Origin of the sequence: Halobacillus halophilus DSM 2266 (genome assembly GCF_000284515.1) — a bacterium.
GTDB lineage: Bacteria > Bacillota > Bacilli > Bacillales > Halobacillaceae > Halobacillus > Halobacillus halophilus.
Map to the genome: position 1 here is coordinate 3,291,834 of NC_017668.1, position 17,066 is coordinate 3,308,899.

Below are 17,066 nucleotides of genomic sequence, written 5' to 3' on the forward strand. Positions count from 1 at the left end.
CGTTTCTTTGAAAACTCTCTAACCTATATGAGAACGCTCCTTTTTCTGTTCAGGTTCTTCCTGAGTCGTGGATCTCATCTTCTCCAGTACTTCCCTGGTAGAATCACTGATTTCCGCCTCAAAGTAAGGTTCATAGGCTTCAAGCGGTGCTTTTTTCGTAAAGTAAACGGCAATCAGCACCCCAATCAGTGATGCCGTAACGGCGATGACAAATGGCAGTCCATACCCCATTGCCTTCGCTGCCACATACACGACCGCCCCGATGATGATACCGGCATAGGCTCCTGCTCGGTTCATTCTCTTCCAGTACAGCCCTAAGAACACCACGAGGAAAAACGCAGCCCCAAATCCGCCATACACATAGACAAATCCCATAGCCAAGAACCATGGTGGGTTAATAGCTAAGAGAACGGCCGCGGTTGCAATTCCAAATATACTTAAGCGGAGCCAGTTCTTAAACTTCTTCTCACTGATTCGTTTTGGAGCTATATTTAAGTACACATCATAATAAAGAGAAGTGGCGCAGTGAAGCAGCATCGAATTTGCCGTGGAAATAGCCGCTGCACAGATAGCTACCAGCGTGATGCCTCCGATAATAGGCGGCGTGTACTGCTGGATGACTAAAGGAATGATGTAGTCCGTCGTTTTATCAACAGGTATGCTCGGTACCAGTACTTTTGCACCGAGGCCAATAACGATTAGTGGCGTCATAATGAAAATCAATACAAGAATCGTACCCAGGACCTGCAAGATCGCTACTTTCACATTTTGAGGAGCAAGCATCCTCGTGACCCAGTGAGGGGAAGAAGGAGTTCCTAACGAATTCGATATAAAAATGGAAAGTAATGCACCAATACCAAATGTCCCAAACGGAGACAGTAAAATGCCCTCTTCAAGCTCCGGCCCTCCCACATTTGTTGGCGAAGTAGTCGTTGCAAGCGTATCGACTATATTACCGATTCCACCCGTTAACGACCATACTACACCGCTCGCAAGCAATACTCCGATCATAATCAAAATCGTATTTAACGTGTCCGTGGCAGCCACAGACCAGAATCCACCTACACTTGTAATTAATATAAATAATAAGAATCCGAAAATCGCAATTTTATAATCAATGCCCGTGATACTTGAAAAAACAATGCCAAACCCAGTCACCTGAATATTGACGAGCAGCAAATAACCGATAAACATTAAAATACCAACAATTGCCTGCAATGTACTCTTGTTCTGAAAAGGTTCAAACCTATGCCGGATAAATTCAGGGAACGTCCTGGCAGGCTTTTCCGGTCTTCTTATTTTGTAAGCAACAATAGGGATTAAGGCTCCACCGAAACACCAGCCGGCTACCCAGCCGATCACAGCCGATACACCCGAACTGTACAAATAACCGGGGACCCCGATAACAGAAGCTACACTTACCCAAGTCGCTGCTGTGGTACCGATTCCAAGAAGAAGCCCCATTCGGTGGCCGCCCGTTGTATAGTCATCGATCGACTCTGCTTTCTTAAGACTTTTTACATTGGCCCAAATAAGAAATAGAACGTAAAAACTAAATACGAGAATATACCATATCATTTGTCATTAACTTCCTTCCTGCTAGCTTATTTATACTTAAATATTCGTCCGGTGGCTCCCCACCGTTTTACACCTGATTTCTCCACTCTGTAACAGAGAAATGTTCCTAATAGGAAGGAAAAAATCATAGTTCCCACCCAAACCATCATCGCTAAGAACATGGCCATCCTCCTTTTTCCGATTGTCTTGTATCGAACCTTTTACTGCCCTCCTTTAGAAAAATTAAAAACCCTTCACTCACGAAGAGAGAAGGGCTTTGTGCAACTGTCTTTTGGTTGCCACTTGCTCTCTCATCTCCGGAATAGCTTTCGCCTTCCTCTGAAATTGGCACCGTGCATAAATCAGCCGGTTGCCGAGGCTTCACAGGGTCAGTCCCTCTGCCTCTCTCGATAAGAAAATTCAAAATATTCAAATGTTATTTAGATTTCATTCTATCATACCCCTATATTTCGTCAATTCATTATTGGAAATTAGTAAAAACACTGAAAAGAATCATAGAGTAAAAGCGATCGTCCATACTGAACCATAACTCAATAAGAATCCTTCCATATTCTCTTACAACCTACGAACTGATCAGCCTCAAAAGAAAGCTTATAGATATCTGGCATCGCAAGCTTCTTCCAAAACTCATAATCATATTGGTTATCCAAGTAATTCATGGTGAGCACCATAATATTACCATGCGTACCGATGGCGACATTTTTATTTTCATATTCTACTAATACGTTTTTCAAGGCTCTTACGCCTCTTTCCTGGGCGGTCCTATTTGATTCTCCGCCTTCCCAGGAAAAACGTGGGTGAGTCCATACTTTTTGAATCGCTTCCTCAAAGTTATCAGCTCCTCCCTCTATTAACTTCCTTTCTTTGAAACCATCCATTATATGAATTTCTTGCCCGAGAGCAGAAGCTAATCCTTCAACAGTCTGTATGGCTCTTAAATAAGGACTCGAGATTACGTGCTCAATATTCTCATCTATGAGCAGTTCGCTGACTTTAGCCGCTTCTTCTGTTCCTTCTGCTGATAACGGCCTTTTTAATTCATCTGGGGTATATGTAGAATGAGCGTGACGCACCATATAAATATTTGTAGTCATGAGAGCCTCCTGTATATTAGTCATGTAATCTCGTCTAACGGTTTCTTCAAATGTCTCTCCTACCTCTAATGTGCTACCGGGAATTCACCAAATACCGTGTTCTTTTCTGTAAAAGAATTCTCCCTGGCCTATCTCAATAATTGCCACGTACCTCAATATTTCCAGCTTTATCTCCCATCTCATGAATGTAAAAAAATATGTATCACTAATGTTTTCAAGCGAGATAGGTACCCCTCTTCATTAGTAAAAGTTCCACCTTCCATTACACTGTAGAAGTTTGAGATATATCAGATCCACTCCACTGCATGAGCTTATAACGTAAGACTCAACGGTGAAAAACACTTTAACATAAGTATCTAATATTTTGGTAGCGTTCCTGGAAAAGAAAACCTCCATGAAAATCTGAAAGTTGCAGTCTACCTATTATTATCGTTTTCCTGGGTTTTTGTCTTTCTCACTTCCCTTCCTCAAACATAGAATAGAAAGAGCTAACTTACTCATATAGAAAGGAAAATTTTTTTGGACAGTAATAAAGTGAATTTTTCTCAATTCCCCTATTGTTCTCCTTGTTACCCAAGTTGGAATACTAAATATAAATGTTGGGATTATATAAAGAAAGACAGTCAGAGCATCCAATTCGATTATGCAAATGAAGACTTTACTACAGATGCTCCTATTCCGGTTGCTCCAGGTCTCACTATCTCTACAGTTACACTCACAAATTTAAAAGCTGGTAGTGCCGTCTCTTTAAACGGGTTGTTTCTTGTGAACAATAATTCAGCAACACCTGGAAGTATCGGAGTACAGATCTACAAAAACAGCATCAATTCCGCAAATATCATTTACAGCGCTGAAATAGAGATTGACGGAGCAGGAAGCGATGATCTCGGTCAGCCGATTCCAGTGCTTTATGTTGATCCGATTAAGCTGTACGAGAAAAAAGCAACCTATTTTCTCTCCGTCTACAAAATAGATGAGACTGATAATTTATCGGTTATCGGTCAAGCAACTCTCACAGCAACTGCATATGGAAAAGCCACTTACTAATCAAACCACACCGCAAACAGCATCTTTTTGCGGTTTTTTTATTGGGTAACTTGATTAGTCAAAATGGAGAAGCTATTTCCATCATATTTCGATCCGTAATCCCCCATTGATTCATTTGAAACACACACTGAGATCACACCTCTCTCCTTTATAATTTTTTCTGGCTCGCTTATTCCCGTGCCGCACCGGGGAGGGACAGATGGATTTATTTCCTTACTGTCTTTCTTCATGCTCCAAGCATACGAGAATGGGATTTTTTTCTAAAGTGAAATATTGTGAGATCCAACATGTTTAGCGTTGTTTGTGGACAAGAAAGGAAAACGCAAATGGTGTTCGATGAGCGTCTGTGGAAATCGGGTGAAGGCCCGGAAACATTACGATAAGAATAAACTGGTATAAAAAGAGAGAAAGGTAGTCTATATCATCCACTTTCTTGGTTAGATTGAAGATGCTGATGGAAAAGGGCTCCTTGTTTTAGTAGAAGTGTGTACAGTTGAAATTTAGTAGAATAAACTCTCTGCCTTTTGCGCTAAAAATCGCTTATAGCAGAACTTATCGCGCCCCTTTACTAAAAACCCGAACTCAAAATAGTTCATAAGATCTTTCATTATTTATTACAATCAACTGTCTTGTTTAAATAGGTGATGTAATACCCGATCCTTGTCGTCAAAAAATTGCTTCATAATCATGTAGTGATCGGTATTCTCTAATGTTGTCTCTTTCATTCCTTCTTCACTAAGTTTTATAATTTTTGAATTTGGATAAGCCATGATGATTGGAGAATGAGTAGATATTATAAATTGAGAACCTTTATTAACAAGTTCATGTATGCGGGAAAGCAGAGACATTTGTCTTAACGGGGATAAAGCAGCTTCTGGTTCATCTAAGATGTATAGACCATTCCCTTGAAAACGGTTGTTAAATGCTGCAAAAAAAGATTCTCCATGTGATTGTTCATGTAATGAATCTCCACCAAATGAATCGACAATTTTCGGACCAAATGACGAGTCTCTATCTAACTCTTCAATGTTCGTAGCTAAATTGTAAAAAGTTTCAGCTCTAAAGAAAAAGCTGTCTCTTGCCTTTCTAGTCCCCTTGGACAATAGTAAATATTGTTCTAAGTTAGAGTGAGAATCATAATTGGAAAAATTAAAATTGAGAGTTCCACCCTCGGGATTAAAGCCAAGTTTAATAGCAATACCTTCTAACAGTGTCGACTTACCCATTCCGTTCTCTCCGATAATATAGGTAACATTAGGATGAAATAGCAATTCTTTAAAATTCCTAATAACAGATAAACTAAATGGAAAAGTCTCATATGAGTTTATACTTTCTGTTTTTAGGTTTAGTCTTTTAAGGTATTGATTGTCTTTACTCAATTTCACTCTGCAACCCTCCTCACTCTTATTTACTTCCTAAAGCTTTTAGCTACCCGTTAATACAATTTACTGTATTCTATCCATATTCCTTTGCAAATGTTGAAGGTGAAAATGAAACGTTATATCTTCCTTCAAGTTCTTTCTGTACTTTTTCTGTTAGTTTCAACCCTTCTTTATTATGCTCTTCTTCGAGTTTAACACCATTAGGAACTATTCCATCTTTATCCCAATCAATCCATTTCATTATCTCCAGCTTCAAGTCGAATTCAATCGGAATCTCTTCTATGTCAAGGTTACAATTACAGCGATTACACCATATAGGGTCTGCGCTCACATCTCCCTCTACTTTTAATTCATTTGTTTCCTGTTGTATACATAGACATTTCATTTTATCTACCAGCTCCATTTATTAAAGTAAACTGCTCCTTTAGTAAAGAATCATCATTTTTATTGAAACGAGCGCCCCTTTATCTTGAAAACTGGACTTCGAGATATATTGAAGCAAACCTTCAACTAACACAGCCGTCAGTTGAAAAACCCTTCTTGATTATACAGATCTATTTTCTCTTCCATTGTCTTGCTTTTATCTTGCCATTCAATATTCATATAAATGTCGCTAACATTTTCAAGTGAAATAGGTACTCCATTATCATCTAAAAAAGTTCCACCTCCAGTTGCTCCCGTAGTCATTTGGGTTATGTCTAATTCACTTCCCTTTACTGACTTTGCCTGAACCAGTTTATCTTCATTATCTATAACAGCATAGACTTCAAGATTAAAGAAATCAGTGCTATTCTCCGTTTTATTCTTCATAGTCAGGCTTCCGTTTCCAGCTTTGAAAGTATCGGGTTTAATTTCAATATCATAGAAATCCACTTCCCAATGCTCACTTTCTCCTGATAATGATAAGTAATAATTATTCTTCATTGGTTTGTCATTACTATCACAACCTGAAAGCAAAAGAGTAACTAATACTAAACCGACCGAAAATAAATTCATTCCTTTTTTCAAAAACATAACACTCTCACCCTCTTGATGCTTCTGTATCTATTAAAAACCTTCTGCCTTAATATAAATTGCTACGTTAGTGAAAAAGCGATTGTTTATATTGGATAATAGCCCCAGTTTATGTAATTCTCAGATTCCAGATATCTCTTGCTCTTCTATTACTATCGCACCCATTAATTGAATATCGTCAAACTTAACTTTTTTATGAATTGTTTTAGGCAGGTTCGGAATTAATTCCAAGCATTAAATATGAGTCTAAAAAATTTCCCTATTATTTTGAATGGCCACAGTATTATCTCAGGTAAAAGGTACAACACATCGTACACAAAGTCCCTGAACCCATATTTACCCTTCCCTTTGCGGTCTCTTCGCCTCATTTCCATCATCCTATCTTTAACTGAACTGGTGTTTGAAATTATTTTTTATACTTCTCTTTATACTCCTCGAAAACTTCAGTTGTAATCTTTTTATTGAACTCTTTCCATTCTCCGTTTTCCATTATGGACCACCAGCTTTACTTTCTGTATCCACTTGATACTGCTTATATGCTTGACCCCATCCTTGTTTAGATTTATCGATGCTCCAATCAGAAAACATTTGTATCAGGATCAGCTACCTATCTTTTAAATCCGTTGAGTAATGTGCTAATAAATAAATGGTATTTAAATTTGTTTTTTTGACATTTGAATAGAGGTTCTGTAGAAGGTATAGATTTCCATTAATAATCTCAGTATGATTTGAAATTAATAGATAATATTCCTTCCAATTTAAAAAGAATAGCGGATCATTGCTTAAGGAACCTATATAAGATGGTTTACGCCTTATCTTCAGTCTTCATAACTTTATACCCGTCAAATTAAGGGTTATGTATTTAAAACCCTACCTTTTTTGTGATCTGGGAAGATAGAGATCATAACAGAAAGAGATCAGCATATGATGAATTGTTATTTAGAAGAAAGGGTGATGATTTTGAATAAAGTAATTTGCTTTAAAGGCTCCCCTTATTACGTGGTAACAGAAGTAGACTCTCACTATTTCTGCCTTAGACTTAATCAACAGTTAAAGCCAGATCAGAAATTCGGCATTTCCCGAGTAAAAATACCTAAAAAGGAATGCGGAATGTTCAAAACATAAAAACATGTTCTTATTTTATGCACTGAACGAATCTATTATAAAAAGATCACACTTTAAAAGTTAAATTCAATAAACTTTTACGTAAAATCTATCAAAACTTAAAAAATCACCTTTACAATATAAGTATAGAGAAAGGGGGAAGAACAACATGTACAAGTATATAATCAACGTAACAGTCAAGGGGAAAATTTATCAAACCAATGTAATAGCCAACAAAAACAATTCAGAAAAAGAAGTGTATCAAATTGCAAAAGAACAAGTTTTGAAACAATGGCCACATTAAACAGTAACATTGGTTATTAATTTCTACTATTAGAGGAGGGTTTCACTATGGCTTAATCAAGAAGAAGAGTAGCAACTGCAATAACCATTGGTGTTAACATACTTTTAGCTAATAACACGGTATAGAATAATCCTAAAATATCAGTAGGGTAGGAGTTATCACCATGATAAAATACTCCATATAGAAAATAAGAGATAATTCCTGTTATTAAAAATATAATGATAAAATCTAACACACTTGTTAAAAACCTGTTCCTAAAACCCGCTGGATAAGTAACTTCCAAATAAACCCTCGTTTCGTAATTTTCATGTACTTGTTTACACAATAAAGGAATAGCTACTTTACAACTATAGCCTCAGTTTATGGAACTAGATAGTGGGGCCTCCCTCTCTCCTAAAATAATTGAGGAATGACAGGCCCTCTGCCAAATCTTCAAAGAAAATGATCGTTTATAGTTCCAACCACTCGGCAATAACACGATGCGCTTTTTCATCTAATACAACACCGAAATGAGTCGCATCCTCCATCATCCTTATTTTTGCATTCTCATTGTTGTGAAATACCTCTTCATACTGATTGGCTTGAAACGTTTGATCTTCCCTGCCTATTAGTACGAACACGCGGTTATCCATGAACTCAATATCCTGTTCATACTCATCTCGTGGATGCATGGATATTTGCAGCCTATAACTATACGCTAATGTTTCAGTATTATCTCGAACATCATTCGGCATATTGAACGAGATAGCATCCAAATGGTTCAAGTGAGTAATCCCAATTTGGTTTAACATGGACAATCCTATCATTCGCTGGAGGTTCTCATTCGCCCAATTACTATCTTCTGCGTTAGTCGGAGCCTCATGATGAATATAAGGAGCAAGTAACAGGTAGTCATCTACGGCTTCATGGTGGGATGAACCTCCTGCCATGCGAATAACCGCCCCGCCACAACTTGAATGGCCGCCTACTATAATAGATGAATCGGGATGACGATCCACCACTAATGAAATAAGATCATTTAAATCTTCTTCAATCTGACCGATATAATCGATATCTCCACGGTTTTCGGTATTGGGACCATGGCCTCGTAAATCGGGCGTATATACCGTTGCCACACCCTCACCAGACAAATAGTTAGCTAATGACGCTAAATATTTACTATGGTAGCCTGATCCATGAACAAGAATAACGACTTTATCCGCTTCAGATTCGTAATATCGATAATACTGATCCGTCCCATCCCGAGTTTGATAACCCTCAAGCGATGGCACTGACAAATTCTGTTCATTATTTCTCAGCTTATCAAATGCGATGCTCTCCTCTTGCCCGGATGGTTTTTCCACTGTACTAAATAGTGAGAGCCCATAACCAATTCCCAAGTAGATTACTCCTGAACTGATGCCTACAATGAGTGAAATTTTAAGGAATTTCTTCATTAATTCTCACTCCCCATTAAATTAATAGAAGAAAAACAAAGGGCGATTTACGATTTTATTGGATTCTCCCCCCGCCTTTTTTACCATTTAAACTCTCACCCGAATAAACAGAAATTAGGTCCTTAATGTGCCAGTTCAACAGTAAAAACGTTAATTCCTGCTTAAATTAGCTGTAATTATTCCAGCATCTCCCCCTCCCGGTATGGAGTCTCCAAGTAAAGGAGGGCGACTACTCAATAAGAATAGTCGCCCTCCTTTATCAATGCACAATATATCGTCCATATGGAACTATTGCCGCAATTTCTATAAACATGGATGCCAAGGGAAGCTGAAACCCACTTTCAAACACTGAATCATTTTCACTTAAACAATAAGATGGATAAGTTCTTTTATCCCTTTGTAGATGACAATTCCAACTACGACTCCAAATCCAAACTTTGCGTGGTTCGTAGTTTCCCTCTCCATAACGAATCTCCTTTCAACTTGGCAAAGCATTCCTGCTCTTTCAGACTCAGTATTAAGATACCTTATTTTGGTGTATGTAAATAGATATAGCCGCCTTCAGGTTAGCCAATACCGATATAATTCCCATACCTGCTAACGTGAACCTAATTTCTACGCTAACTGGATCAAGAAAAAAAACAATGGTTGAGATACAACCAGCCGTAACAAGTGCAAGAAGAACTTGTACTTGAATATTTTTTTCAAACTGTTTTTTTGAACTCCACTTCCGAACTTTCAACATTATAAAAAATAACGCGGAGAGTAGGAGTATAGCAAAAATCAAAGGATTACCTCCTTCACCTAAAAACTTAGAAATATCGTAGATGCCACTAAGAAAAGTATTAATCCAAAATGCAATTCTTGTTATTCATAATAACCACCCTCCTGGCAAATCAAGTACCAGTAAATAGAGTTATTGGAGAGTTATTGGAGAGTTATTGGAGAGTTATTGGAAATCTATAGTAGCTTAACTAAATTTGCTTACCAAAATAATATCTAGCACTACAAAGAGGAGAAATAGAAAAGCACTGCCATATATATAACGTTTTTTCTCCCCGCTCCACCATAGCGCCAAAGTCATAAGAGCAAAAACAACGATGAGCACTTGATTTTTTTGAAGCCTGTCTTGCTTTTGAAATAGGTTAAGGGCTTCTTTAGGCTCACCTTGAAAGGTCTGTTCACTGATTTCCTTCCCATACCAATTGTAGCTAATCACCTGGCGGGTTGAAGTTTCCTCTATAAACTCTAATTTCTTAAAACCTAATACAGGAAGTTCAATAGAAAAAAAAACAGTAAACCACCTATAACAAATACTAATAGTTGCGCTGCTGTCTTTCTTTTCAAAGATTTTCTCCTCCTTTAGGACGATGAGGTATCCCCTTTATCTCTTCCTTGTTCAATCGGAGGCATGTGATTAAGTTTCGTTTCTATTTTCTCTATTCGTTTTTTTATATTGATCAATAATACGATGACCATAAGGAACAAAAGCGGGATAACAACAAATAAAAACAGCGATACGAACTGTCCTGCTGCCATACTATTGATCTTCCCCCTCCTAAAAAGTTCAAATTCTTCTAGAGTATTAAATCAAGCCATTTGCGACATCAATAATATAGAAACGATAAAAAAACAGGACATAATAGCGATTACTGTACCTAAAGCCGCCAGAATCATAAGCTTTTTTCGAGAATTCTTTTCAATGCCGATTATACCCAGGACTACTGATAGAGCCAGAATAATAAATAACAAAGTAACCAATAGGGTGAAATTGATTCTAATATAGCCGTACATGCCTGCATAGAATACGATTATGGGGATGATACTTAGTGAAATGGACCAATAACTAAGCCAACTATGTCCTTTCATGCAAACCCTCCTGCAACTTAAAACCTTGATCTATCCTTAACTAGTAAAATCTGAAGCTTTCTTATTAAAAAAATTTGATAGGATTATCATCAATAATCCGATGATGATTAGGGGGACGGAAGCCAATTCCAGAAAATCCGGCTTGCCTTCCATTCCATTGAACTCACTAAACGCAAATCCAGCAGCAAAAATCCATAATCCTACATAAACGAGCCATTTTCCAGCTGTGGTTTTCCTCTTCGTCAACATTCACATCCCCCTCTTAGCTATCACCAATATGAGAATCCATTCATGACTACTTAATCCATACATTATGTAAATCAAGCTTATCAAAATTACATCCACATGGAAATTATAACCACATAAAATGTGTGCTCTTTTCTATGTATCTAAACGGACAATGTCTTAAAGTACACGATGGTTGGAGCATCATAAATGTTCGCTTCAAATGAGCAGCTCTTTGATTTTTCCGAAGTTCATACCGCAGCAAGCCATGCTCAATCCCCCCTGTAACTTCGCCACCCTGACTCACAGTCAATGTTATGTGATAGTACTTCATTTTTTCTTTAAAGATACTAGAAAGATCGTTAAATTTAACAGGATACTGTTAGCTATTAGAATCATCAGAAGGGAGTATGAGCTAAAAATTGCACTGTTACTCCCTGTATTTTCAGCAAGCTTAATCGCGACAGAAAACAATAGAAAAGGTGATGACATCGAGACTACAATTAATATCGAGTACTGTTTTTCTTTCTCTTTGAGATAAATAAACCAAATCCAGCCCCCGACTAACAAAATGAAAGCTAATAAATAGATAAATACCAAATAACCCCTCCAATCATTAGCAAGTCCAAATAGTTGGCCCTCGCTCACTTGATCTCATTCTATTATTCCAAAGTAAACATAGGCAGGCAATGGCTGTGATGAACCTTCTGCTTGGCTCTTGGCATCTGATCACGTTGGACGACACGTGGCTCCATACCTTTTTCTACACGCTTTTTCACCTTTGCATCCATCCGCTGGGCCATTGGTGCACGGTAGATCCGCTTTGCTTTCATGAGGCATAGCTAAACCTTTTTCCATTTACTTTTGACTTACACTTTAATAGATGCTAACTTGAAAATAGAATGAACGTTCTATCTAAAGGAGGTTTGCTTAACCATTGAGTGAGAAACGTAAACAAGTATTAAATGTGGCCGAACAACTATTTTATGATTATGGATTTCATGGAGTAGGTTTAAAACAAATTGTTAAAGAAGCAAATGTTGCGACGATGACGTTATATAATCACTTTTCCTCTAAGAACACGCTTGTAGAAGAGACCATTAAACACCGGGAAGAGCGGTACTGGGCATACATTCGCTCCACATCCGGGGCCTATTCTAACGAACCATTTGTACGAATTGCACAATTGCACGGAGCCTTCTTAAAAGAAGTATCCCCTCAAGGGTGTATGTTCCTGCGTGCCATTGAAGTCTATCAGGATACAGACAGTAACATCGTGTATATTGCCAAAAACCATAAATCGAAAGTGCTGCAGTATTTCGAGGAACTTGCTATTGATAACAACATCAAAGATTATAAGAACTTTGCTTATGAGTTTCTTCTCATTATCGAAGGAGCTACATCCATGACTCAGATTACAGATTCAACACAAGCCACCGAACATGCAGTTACCATGACAAAAGCTCTTCAATCCCATTTCCAAACTTAAACGGCATCCATTCGGATACCGTTTTTTCTATAAGTAAATCCTTGTCCCATATAGAAGAGTTCATGGTGCGCATTCATACAGCTTGTGTGAATTAAAAAATTTTAAAGCAGATAGAAAGAACGTTCTATCTAAGTTTCAAGAAAAAGGAGTATCGTCGTTTATGAATTTTACGAGACTCGTCTTTCCTGGCGTAACCATGATTGCTGTCACATATGGATTAGCAAGGTATAGTTTCGGATTATTACTTCCCAACATTTCCAGCTCATTTCAAATGTCTGATACCGTTTCTGGTATCATTTCTTCTCTATTTTACCTTGCCTATTGTTTTACTATTATTTATTCTATCGTCATGACAACCAATAAAGGACCTAAACCTATGATTATGCTGGCTGGTGGTTTTGCTGTTAGCGGAATGTTTATGATTAGTGCTTCCTTAAACGAGTGGATGCTCGCAGCAGGGGTTCTTCTGGCAGGGGGTAGTACAGGACTCGTGTCTCCACCGTATGGAGCAGCTATTGCCTTCTGGATAAAAGAACCCTTACAAGGAAAAGCAAACACGTGGATAAACTCCGGTACCAGCCTAGGTATAGTCGCAACGGGGGTTGGAGCTATTTTGCTGACGCCTCATTGGCGATACACATACGTACTGTATGCCGTTATTGCGTTAATCGTATTATGGTGGAATTACCGGATTATCCCAAAACCTGACGATTCCTTAAAAGTTCAACGCGGTCTATTATCAGCTAAAGGCTTAGAGGGAGCTAAATCCATGATCACCGGGGCTATTCTTATGGGGATCTCAAGTGCATGCTTTTGGACTTTTTCCAGGAGTTTCATAGAAAGCAGCGGGGACTTCAGTACGCTCGTATTATCTCTATTCTGGGTAACGATCGGACTCTTCGGTATAACCAGTGGTTTAGGCGGCGCCGTGATCGAACGAATTGGACTTCAATCCAGTTACACCCTATTTGCTGTAATGATGGGAGGAGCTTCGATTCTGCTTACATGGGCACCTGACAGTATCCCTATCGTAATAGGAGCAGCTGCGTTATTTGGCACTTCTAACTTGTTTATGTGTGGCTTGCTCATTGTCTGGGGAATCCGTGTATTCGAGAGTAATGCTTCTTTAGGTATAGGTGTACCCTTCCTTATGCTGTCCATAGGCCAAGTTATCGGGTCTATCCTTGCAGGCAGTATGATTGAAGGGATTGGTTACGCTGTGACGTTCGCTGTTTTTGGAGCCATCTCGATCTTAGGATCGTTTTTAAGAACAGCTTAAAGGAGGGCTCCGAAAACAATCCATCATGAAAACAGGCGAATCTTTTCGCGATTCGCCTGTTTTCTTCTTGAATTTATGTCTAAACGCCGCTCTCCATTATCAGAATCTCAGCAGCAAAATCTAAGAAAATAGTTCGTCAAAGTACGAACTATTTTTTACGTTTATTGAAATAGAAAACTTGAAAGTAAGTCATCAATGTAAGAGGAATGACCACTGCTATATGCCCGAATATGTCTAAATCTACATTAAACAGTGGATTTATTAATAAACTCATCCCAAAGACATAAAGGGGGATTACTATAATTTTCAATGCCGTTACCATAACTTCTCGTCCCTTCCTTTATACGATCACCCCACGCCTGTGACTATTTATACCTTCTAAACTGACAACTAAATCACATTTTTCATAAAGGAGTGGGCTAGTTGTTCAAAGCAGAGTCTGCCTACTTTTTGTGTTCGTAAAAGATAATAGTATAACAGCCAGTGTGGGATTGCCAACCATTACAGCTACCATAGCGATTGTGTTTACCGTTCATCAATTATATTAAATTTTAAAACGAATGAAAAAGGGATGCAATATAGGGGTGGGAAAACAAGATGGAAAGAAGCAACTCCCTTACCACTCTCATACATCCACGTGTTTAAATGAAAACACAAAGGGAATCCCTCACTTGTGGAAGTTATTTTCTCCATAGAAAAGACTTCCCAGATAACCTGCGAACCATCGAAGAGGTTTTATAAAATGAAGGAATGGGAATATAACTTTCCATTGCCCACCGATAAACGGCAGGGGCAGCTTTTTACTAAGAAACGATAATCAATAACGCCAACTTAAGGAGGCTATTTTTACTATGAGTCGTTTTACAATTCCACGCGATATTTATTTCGAAGAGAATGCACTAGAAGTGTTAGAGTCTTTTGAAGGTAAAAAGGCCGCACTCGTTATTGGAGGAGGTTCTGTTAAGCGTAACGGAAACCTTTCCAAAGTACAGGAACACCTGGCAGCAGCCAATATAGAAACAGAAGTACTGGAAGGCTTCGACAGCGAGCCAACCTTTGAAGTCGTCAAACAAGGCGCCAAAGATCTGGAAAAATTCCAGCCGGACTGGATTATCGGCATTGGCGGCGGATCCGCAATGGACTCTGCCAAAGCAATCTGGCTCTATTATGAGCACCCGGATCTTGCTTTTGAAGATGCAATTAAGCCATTTGAACTGCCGCGTCTTCGCAATAAAGCGAAATTCGCCGGTATTCCAACAACAAGCGGAAGTGGCTCTGAAGTATCCAACCTTTCTGTTGTAGCCGATGAAACGACGAATGTGAAATATCCAGTAGCGGACTTTGAACTGACACCGGATGTCGCGATTATCGATCCGGTTATGATCGAAGAACTGCCGAAGCACATCGCTGCTTATACAGGTATGGACGCATTCACGCACACCATCGAAGCTTATGTAGCGAAACCACGTACGATGTACACGGATATTCTGTCACTAGGCGGAGCTGAAGTGATTAAAGATAACCTGCTTGCGTCTTACCAAGGCGATCAGGAAGCCGCTAAGAAAATGCACACCATTCAAGCAATGGCAGGCATGGCCTTTGCGAACGCTGTACTCGGTAACGTGCACAGCCTCGCTCATAAGAGTGGCCCAACGTTCGGCATTCCACATGGCTATGCCAACGCGATCTACCTGCCTTACGTGATTCAGTTCAACCGTGAAGTTGTTGAAGATCGTTTTGCAGAAATCGCACGCCGTCTGAACCTGAAAGGCAATAACGATGCCGAATTGACGGATTCTCTTGTTGAGTATATCTATCAATTGAACAAAGATCTCGGTCTTGCTACTACCCTTCAGGACTTCGGCGTATCCGAAGAAGAATTCAACAAGCATCTTGATACCATGGCCGAAAATGCTATGGAAGATCCATGCACAGGCACCAACCCGCGTGAAACTTCTCTAGAGCAAATGAAAGAGCTCTTTAAAGCTTCTTTCTATGGCAAGGAAGCTCTAGTTAAAGCGTAAATAATGTATTTCAATAGCAAAAGAGTTCAGGGAGAATTTCCCTGAGCTCTTTTTTTATAGCTGGATAGCGGAAGTTGAGTTCTTCCCGCTCCTTTGAAATAATTGGAAACAACCTATTCAGTTGTCTTTAGGAGGGCTCATTTGAACAAGAAACAAGCAGCCTCATTCCTTTTAGGAATCATGCCCATCCTGGGCTCCAGTTAGCGGCGTTGTCCCAGGTGATTAAGAATGATTGAATAACATCAACTATGGGAAGGGATGATCTAGTGAAAAAAGTGCTTAGAATATTTATAACGAAAACTTCAATAGTTCTGTTCATTTATTTCTTGATAGCGTGGATAGAAGACTGGGGGATCAGTTTTCTTGCCTTATTCTTTGTGGCTCTGGTCTTCACCGCTTCAGGAATTTCCTCATTTATGGAAGGTTCAAAAGTAGAGGGATATATAAGTGCCGGACTCGGTGTAATGCTTGGAGTACTTTCCTGTCTCGGATTGTTCTTATAGTATTATGCCGGTCAGTTTAAAAAGAAAAAACGATTGTGCTATATTGCTGAATTGGCCCGACTCTTTAAATCTCAGCTTAGAGAAATCTTGATTGCAATAAATAAAAATGACCTCGGTACAATACCGAGATCATTTTCTGGCAGCATAGATATTTTTTTAAAACTGTCCATGTTCTAGATTTAACTTTGATTTTGTTAACTCTTTTATAAGAATAATTAACTTTAATAGATTATTAGTATCCAACAGTAGCCATTCCAAAAATCGTACCGAATATACCGCAGGCAACTGCCGCAATCATTATAATAGTACCATGAGTTTGATCATTCTTCCTATGTAAGTAACCAAAAATAACCCCACCTGCTGCGAACAATATCGGAATAAACAGTAGAGAAATAACAGAGAAAACCCAACCTAAAATTAAATATAGGTTAGAACTTTCCTTGCTTACGTTATTGCTAGAAATATCATTAGCAGCTGAAGTTGGTTTGTTATCATTTTCAACTTCTGTGGCTTGATTTAATGGTTTTCCACATGAAACACAGAAATTAGCTTCTTGATTATTTTTTGCTCCGCAAGCACTACAATAAATAATATTCCCCTCCCCTTCTAAAATTATTTACAAAATAAGTATATCTTATTTCAGGATAAATTACACAGATCTTAAATACCAAACTGTTGATTTTATCATTAAAATTAAAGCTAGGTCCCACTAAATCCA

The 17,066-nt window shown here is 38.6% G+C and carries 22 protein-coding genes, 1 pseudogene and 1 riboswitch; of the genes and pseudogenes, 7 read left to right on the forward strand and 16 right to left on the reverse strand.

Features of this window, described 5'->3' with window-relative positions; all coding sequences use genetic code 11:
• Positions 1-18 precede the first annotated feature (18 nt).
• Together HBHAL_RS16340 and HBHAL_RS16350 are read right to left on the reverse strand one after the other, a co-directional pair.
• Positions 19-1,578, reverse strand: coding sequence for a sodium:solute symporter family protein (locus tag HBHAL_RS16340; protein ID WP_014644584.1), 1,560 nt, complete (start codon positions 1,576-1,578; stop codon positions 19-21).
• Positions 1,579-1,865: 287 nt separating this feature from the next.
• Positions 1,866-1,974, reverse strand: a riboswitch (SAM riboswitch).
• 134 nt (positions 1,975-2,108) lie between these two features.
• The gene (locus HBHAL_RS16350; protein WP_014644586.1) at positions 2,109-2,672 is read right to left on the reverse strand and encodes a histidine phosphatase family protein; all 564 of its coding nucleotides are present in this window, start codon (positions 2,670-2,672) and stop codon (positions 2,109-2,111) included.
• Between the two features lie 534 nt (positions 2,673-3,206).
• On the opposite strand from HBHAL_RS16350, the gene HBHAL_RS20455 reads away from it, so the two are divergent.
• Positions 3,207-3,719 carry a hypothetical protein gene (locus HBHAL_RS20455; RefSeq protein ID WP_145956064.1) on the forward strand — a complete coding sequence of 171 codons (513 nt, stop codon included), beginning with the start codon at positions 3,207-3,209 and terminating at the stop codon, positions 3,717-3,719.
• Between the two features lie 38 nt (positions 3,720-3,757).
• On the opposite strand, the gene HBHAL_RS21575 is transcribed toward HBHAL_RS20455, so the two are convergent.
• Positions 3,758-3,949: a hypothetical protein gene (locus HBHAL_RS21575; protein ID WP_158512382.1), complete on the reverse strand. Its 192-nt coding sequence runs from the start codon at positions 3,947-3,949 to the stop codon at positions 3,758-3,760.
• 64 nt (positions 3,950-4,013) lie between these two features.
• Here HBHAL_RS21575 and HBHAL_RS22085 point away from each other — a divergent pair.
• A pseudogene (locus HBHAL_RS22085) lies at positions 4,014-4,118 on the forward strand (CGNR zinc finger domain-containing protein); the annotation flags it as partial.
• A 221-nt stretch (positions 4,119-4,339) separates the two neighbouring features.
• On the opposite strand, the gene HBHAL_RS16360 reads toward HBHAL_RS22085, so the two are convergent.
• The 3 genes from HBHAL_RS16360 to HBHAL_RS16370 all read right to left on the reverse strand — a co-directional run bounded on the left by HBHAL_RS16360 (position 4,340) and on the right by HBHAL_RS16370 (position 6,115).
• Positions 4,340-5,104 (reverse strand): AAA family ATPase, encoded by a 765-nt coding sequence (locus HBHAL_RS16360; RefSeq protein ID WP_014644589.1) that lies wholly within the window; start codon positions 5,102-5,104, stop codon positions 4,340-4,342.
• 70 nt (positions 5,105-5,174) lie between these two features.
• Positions 5,175-5,486, reverse strand: coding sequence for a hypothetical protein (locus tag HBHAL_RS16365; protein WP_014644590.1), 312 nt, complete (start codon positions 5,484-5,486; stop codon positions 5,175-5,177).
• A gap of 137 nt (positions 5,487-5,623) precedes the next feature.
• The gene (locus HBHAL_RS16370; protein ID WP_014644592.1) at positions 5,624-6,115 is read right to left on the reverse strand and encodes a hypothetical protein; all 492 of its coding nucleotides are present in this window, start codon (positions 6,113-6,115) and stop codon (positions 5,624-5,626) included.
• Positions 6,116-7,388: 1,273 nt separating this feature from the next.
• On the opposite strand from HBHAL_RS16370, the gene HBHAL_RS20970 reads away from it, so the two are divergent.
• Positions 7,389-7,523, forward strand: coding sequence for a BA3454 family stress response protein (locus HBHAL_RS20970; RefSeq protein ID WP_014644597.1), 135 nt, complete (start codon positions 7,389-7,391; stop codon positions 7,521-7,523).
• A 52-nt stretch (positions 7,524-7,575) separates the two neighbouring features.
• Here the strand turns inward: HBHAL_RS20970 and HBHAL_RS16380 are convergent, their stop codons facing one another.
• The 9 genes from HBHAL_RS16380 to HBHAL_RS21590 form a co-directional block, all read right to left on the reverse strand.
• Positions 7,576-7,806: a hypothetical protein gene (locus tag HBHAL_RS16380; protein ID WP_189318579.1), complete on the reverse strand. Its 231-nt coding sequence runs from the start codon at positions 7,804-7,806 to the stop codon at positions 7,576-7,578.
• A 166-nt stretch (positions 7,807-7,972) separates the two neighbouring features.
• On the reverse strand, positions 7,973-8,959 hold the full coding sequence (locus tag HBHAL_RS16385) for an alpha/beta hydrolase (protein ID WP_014644598.1): 987 nt from the start codon (positions 8,957-8,959) through the stop codon (positions 7,973-7,975).
• A gap of 517 nt (positions 8,960-9,476) precedes the next feature.
• The gene (locus HBHAL_RS16390; protein ID WP_041601423.1) at positions 9,477-9,746 is read right to left on the reverse strand and encodes a hypothetical protein; all 270 of its coding nucleotides are present in this window, start codon (positions 9,744-9,746) and stop codon (positions 9,477-9,479) included.
• A 183-nt stretch (positions 9,747-9,929) separates the two neighbouring features.
• Positions 9,930-10,178: a hypothetical protein gene (locus tag HBHAL_RS21580; RefSeq protein WP_041601424.1), complete on the reverse strand. Its 249-nt coding sequence runs from the start codon at positions 10,176-10,178 to the stop codon at positions 9,930-9,932.
• 143 nt (positions 10,179-10,321) lie between these two features.
• Positions 10,322-10,498 carry a hypothetical protein gene (locus HBHAL_RS21585; protein ID WP_014644600.1) on the reverse strand — a complete coding sequence of 59 codons (177 nt, stop codon included), beginning with the start codon at positions 10,496-10,498 and terminating at the stop codon, positions 10,322-10,324.
• 51 nt (positions 10,499-10,549) lie between these two features.
• Complete coding sequence (locus tag HBHAL_RS16400; RefSeq protein ID WP_041601425.1) at positions 10,550-10,828, reverse strand: hypothetical protein; 279 nt, start codon at positions 10,826-10,828, stop codon at positions 10,550-10,552.
• A gap of 36 nt (positions 10,829-10,864) precedes the next feature.
• Positions 10,865-11,077, reverse strand: coding sequence for a hypothetical protein (locus HBHAL_RS16405; protein WP_014644601.1), 213 nt, complete (start codon positions 11,075-11,077; stop codon positions 10,865-10,867).
• Between the two features lie 306 nt (positions 11,078-11,383).
• Positions 11,384-11,653 carry a hypothetical protein gene (locus HBHAL_RS16410; protein ID WP_041601426.1) on the reverse strand — a complete coding sequence of 90 codons (270 nt, stop codon included), beginning with the start codon at positions 11,651-11,653 and terminating at the stop codon, positions 11,384-11,386.
• Positions 11,654-11,715: 62 nt separating this feature from the next.
• Positions 11,716-11,886 carry a hypothetical protein gene (locus HBHAL_RS21590; protein WP_014644603.1) on the reverse strand — a complete coding sequence of 57 codons (171 nt, stop codon included), beginning with the start codon at positions 11,884-11,886 and terminating at the stop codon, positions 11,716-11,718.
• 104 nt (positions 11,887-11,990) lie between these two features.
• Here HBHAL_RS21590 and HBHAL_RS16415 point away from each other — a divergent pair, with 104 nt between their 5' ends.
• The 4 genes from HBHAL_RS16415 to HBHAL_RS16430 all read left to right on the forward strand — a co-directional run bounded on the left by HBHAL_RS16415 (position 11,991) and on the right by HBHAL_RS16430 (position 16,348).
• Positions 11,991-12,542, forward strand: coding sequence for a TetR/AcrR family transcriptional regulator (locus tag HBHAL_RS16415; protein WP_014644604.1), 552 nt, complete (start codon positions 11,991-11,993; stop codon positions 12,540-12,542).
• Positions 12,543-12,702: 160 nt separating this feature from the next.
• Positions 12,703-13,821 (forward strand): MFS transporter, encoded by a 1,119-nt coding sequence (locus HBHAL_RS16420; protein WP_014644605.1) that lies wholly within the window; start codon positions 12,703-12,705, stop codon positions 13,819-13,821.
• Between the two features lie 851 nt (positions 13,822-14,672).
• The gene (locus tag HBHAL_RS16425) at positions 14,673-15,845 is read left to right on the forward strand and encodes an iron-containing alcohol dehydrogenase (RefSeq protein WP_014644607.1); all 1,173 of its coding nucleotides are present in this window, start codon (positions 14,673-14,675) and stop codon (positions 15,843-15,845) included.
• A 266-nt stretch (positions 15,846-16,111) separates the two neighbouring features.
• A complete protein-coding gene (locus HBHAL_RS16430) occupies positions 16,112-16,348 on the forward strand; it encodes a hypothetical protein (protein WP_148273131.1) in 237 nt (78 codons plus the stop codon).
• Between the two features lie 232 nt (positions 16,349-16,580).
• Here HBHAL_RS16430 and HBHAL_RS22090 read toward each other — a convergent pair whose 3' ends face one another.
• On the reverse strand, positions 16,581-16,964 hold the full coding sequence (locus tag HBHAL_RS22090; protein WP_396253247.1) for a zinc-ribbon domain-containing protein: 384 nt from the start codon (positions 16,962-16,964) through the stop codon (positions 16,581-16,583).
• Positions 16,965-17,066 lie beyond the last annotated feature (102 nt).

Excerpts from the sequence above, each read along its gene's own strand:
- HBHAL_RS16340 (WP_014644584.1), bottom strand. The coding sequence starts at position 1,578 with ATGATATGGTATATTCTCGTATTTAGTTTTTACGTTCTATTTCTTATT.
- HBHAL_RS16350 (WP_014644586.1), bottom strand. The coding sequence starts at position 2,672 with ATGACTACAAATATTTATATGGTGCGTCACGCTCATTCTACATATACC.
- HBHAL_RS21575 (WP_158512382.1), bottom strand. The coding sequence starts at position 3,949 with ATGAAGAAAGACAGTAAGGAAATAAATCCATCTGTCCCTCCCCGGTGC.
- HBHAL_RS16365 (WP_014644590.1), bottom strand. The coding sequence starts at position 5,486 with ATGAAATGTCTATGTATACAACAGGAAACAAATGAATTAAAAGTAGAG.
- HBHAL_RS16370 (WP_014644592.1), bottom strand. The coding sequence starts at position 6,115 with ATGTTTTTGAAAAAAGGAATGAATTTATTTTCGGTCGGTTTAGTATTA.
- HBHAL_RS20970 (WP_014644597.1), top strand. The coding sequence starts at position 7,389 with ATGTACAAGTATATAATCAACGTAACAGTCAAGGGGAAAATTTATCAA.
- HBHAL_RS16385 (WP_014644598.1), bottom strand. The coding sequence starts at position 8,959 with ATGAAGAAATTCCTTAAAATTTCACTCATTGTAGGCATCAGTTCAGGA.
- HBHAL_RS21585 (WP_014644600.1), bottom strand. The coding sequence starts at position 10,498 with ATGGCAGCAGGACAGTTCGTATCGCTGTTTTTATTTGTTGTTATCCCG.
- HBHAL_RS16400 (WP_041601425.1), bottom strand. The coding sequence starts at position 10,828 with ATGAAAGGACATAGTTGGCTTAGTTATTGGTCCATTTCACTAAGTATC.
- HBHAL_RS16405 (WP_014644601.1), bottom strand. The coding sequence starts at position 11,077 with ATGTTGACGAAGAGGAAAACCACAGCTGGAAAATGGCTCGTTTATGTA.
- HBHAL_RS21590 (WP_014644603.1), bottom strand. The coding sequence starts at position 11,886 with ATGAAAGCAAAGCGGATCTACCGTGCACCAATGGCCCAGCGGATGGAT.
- HBHAL_RS16420 (WP_014644605.1), top strand. The coding sequence starts at position 12,703 with ATGAATTTTACGAGACTCGTCTTTCCTGGCGTAACCATGATTGCTGTC.
- HBHAL_RS16425 (WP_014644607.1), top strand. The coding sequence starts at position 14,673 with ATGAGTCGTTTTACAATTCCACGCGATATTTATTTCGAAGAGAATGCA.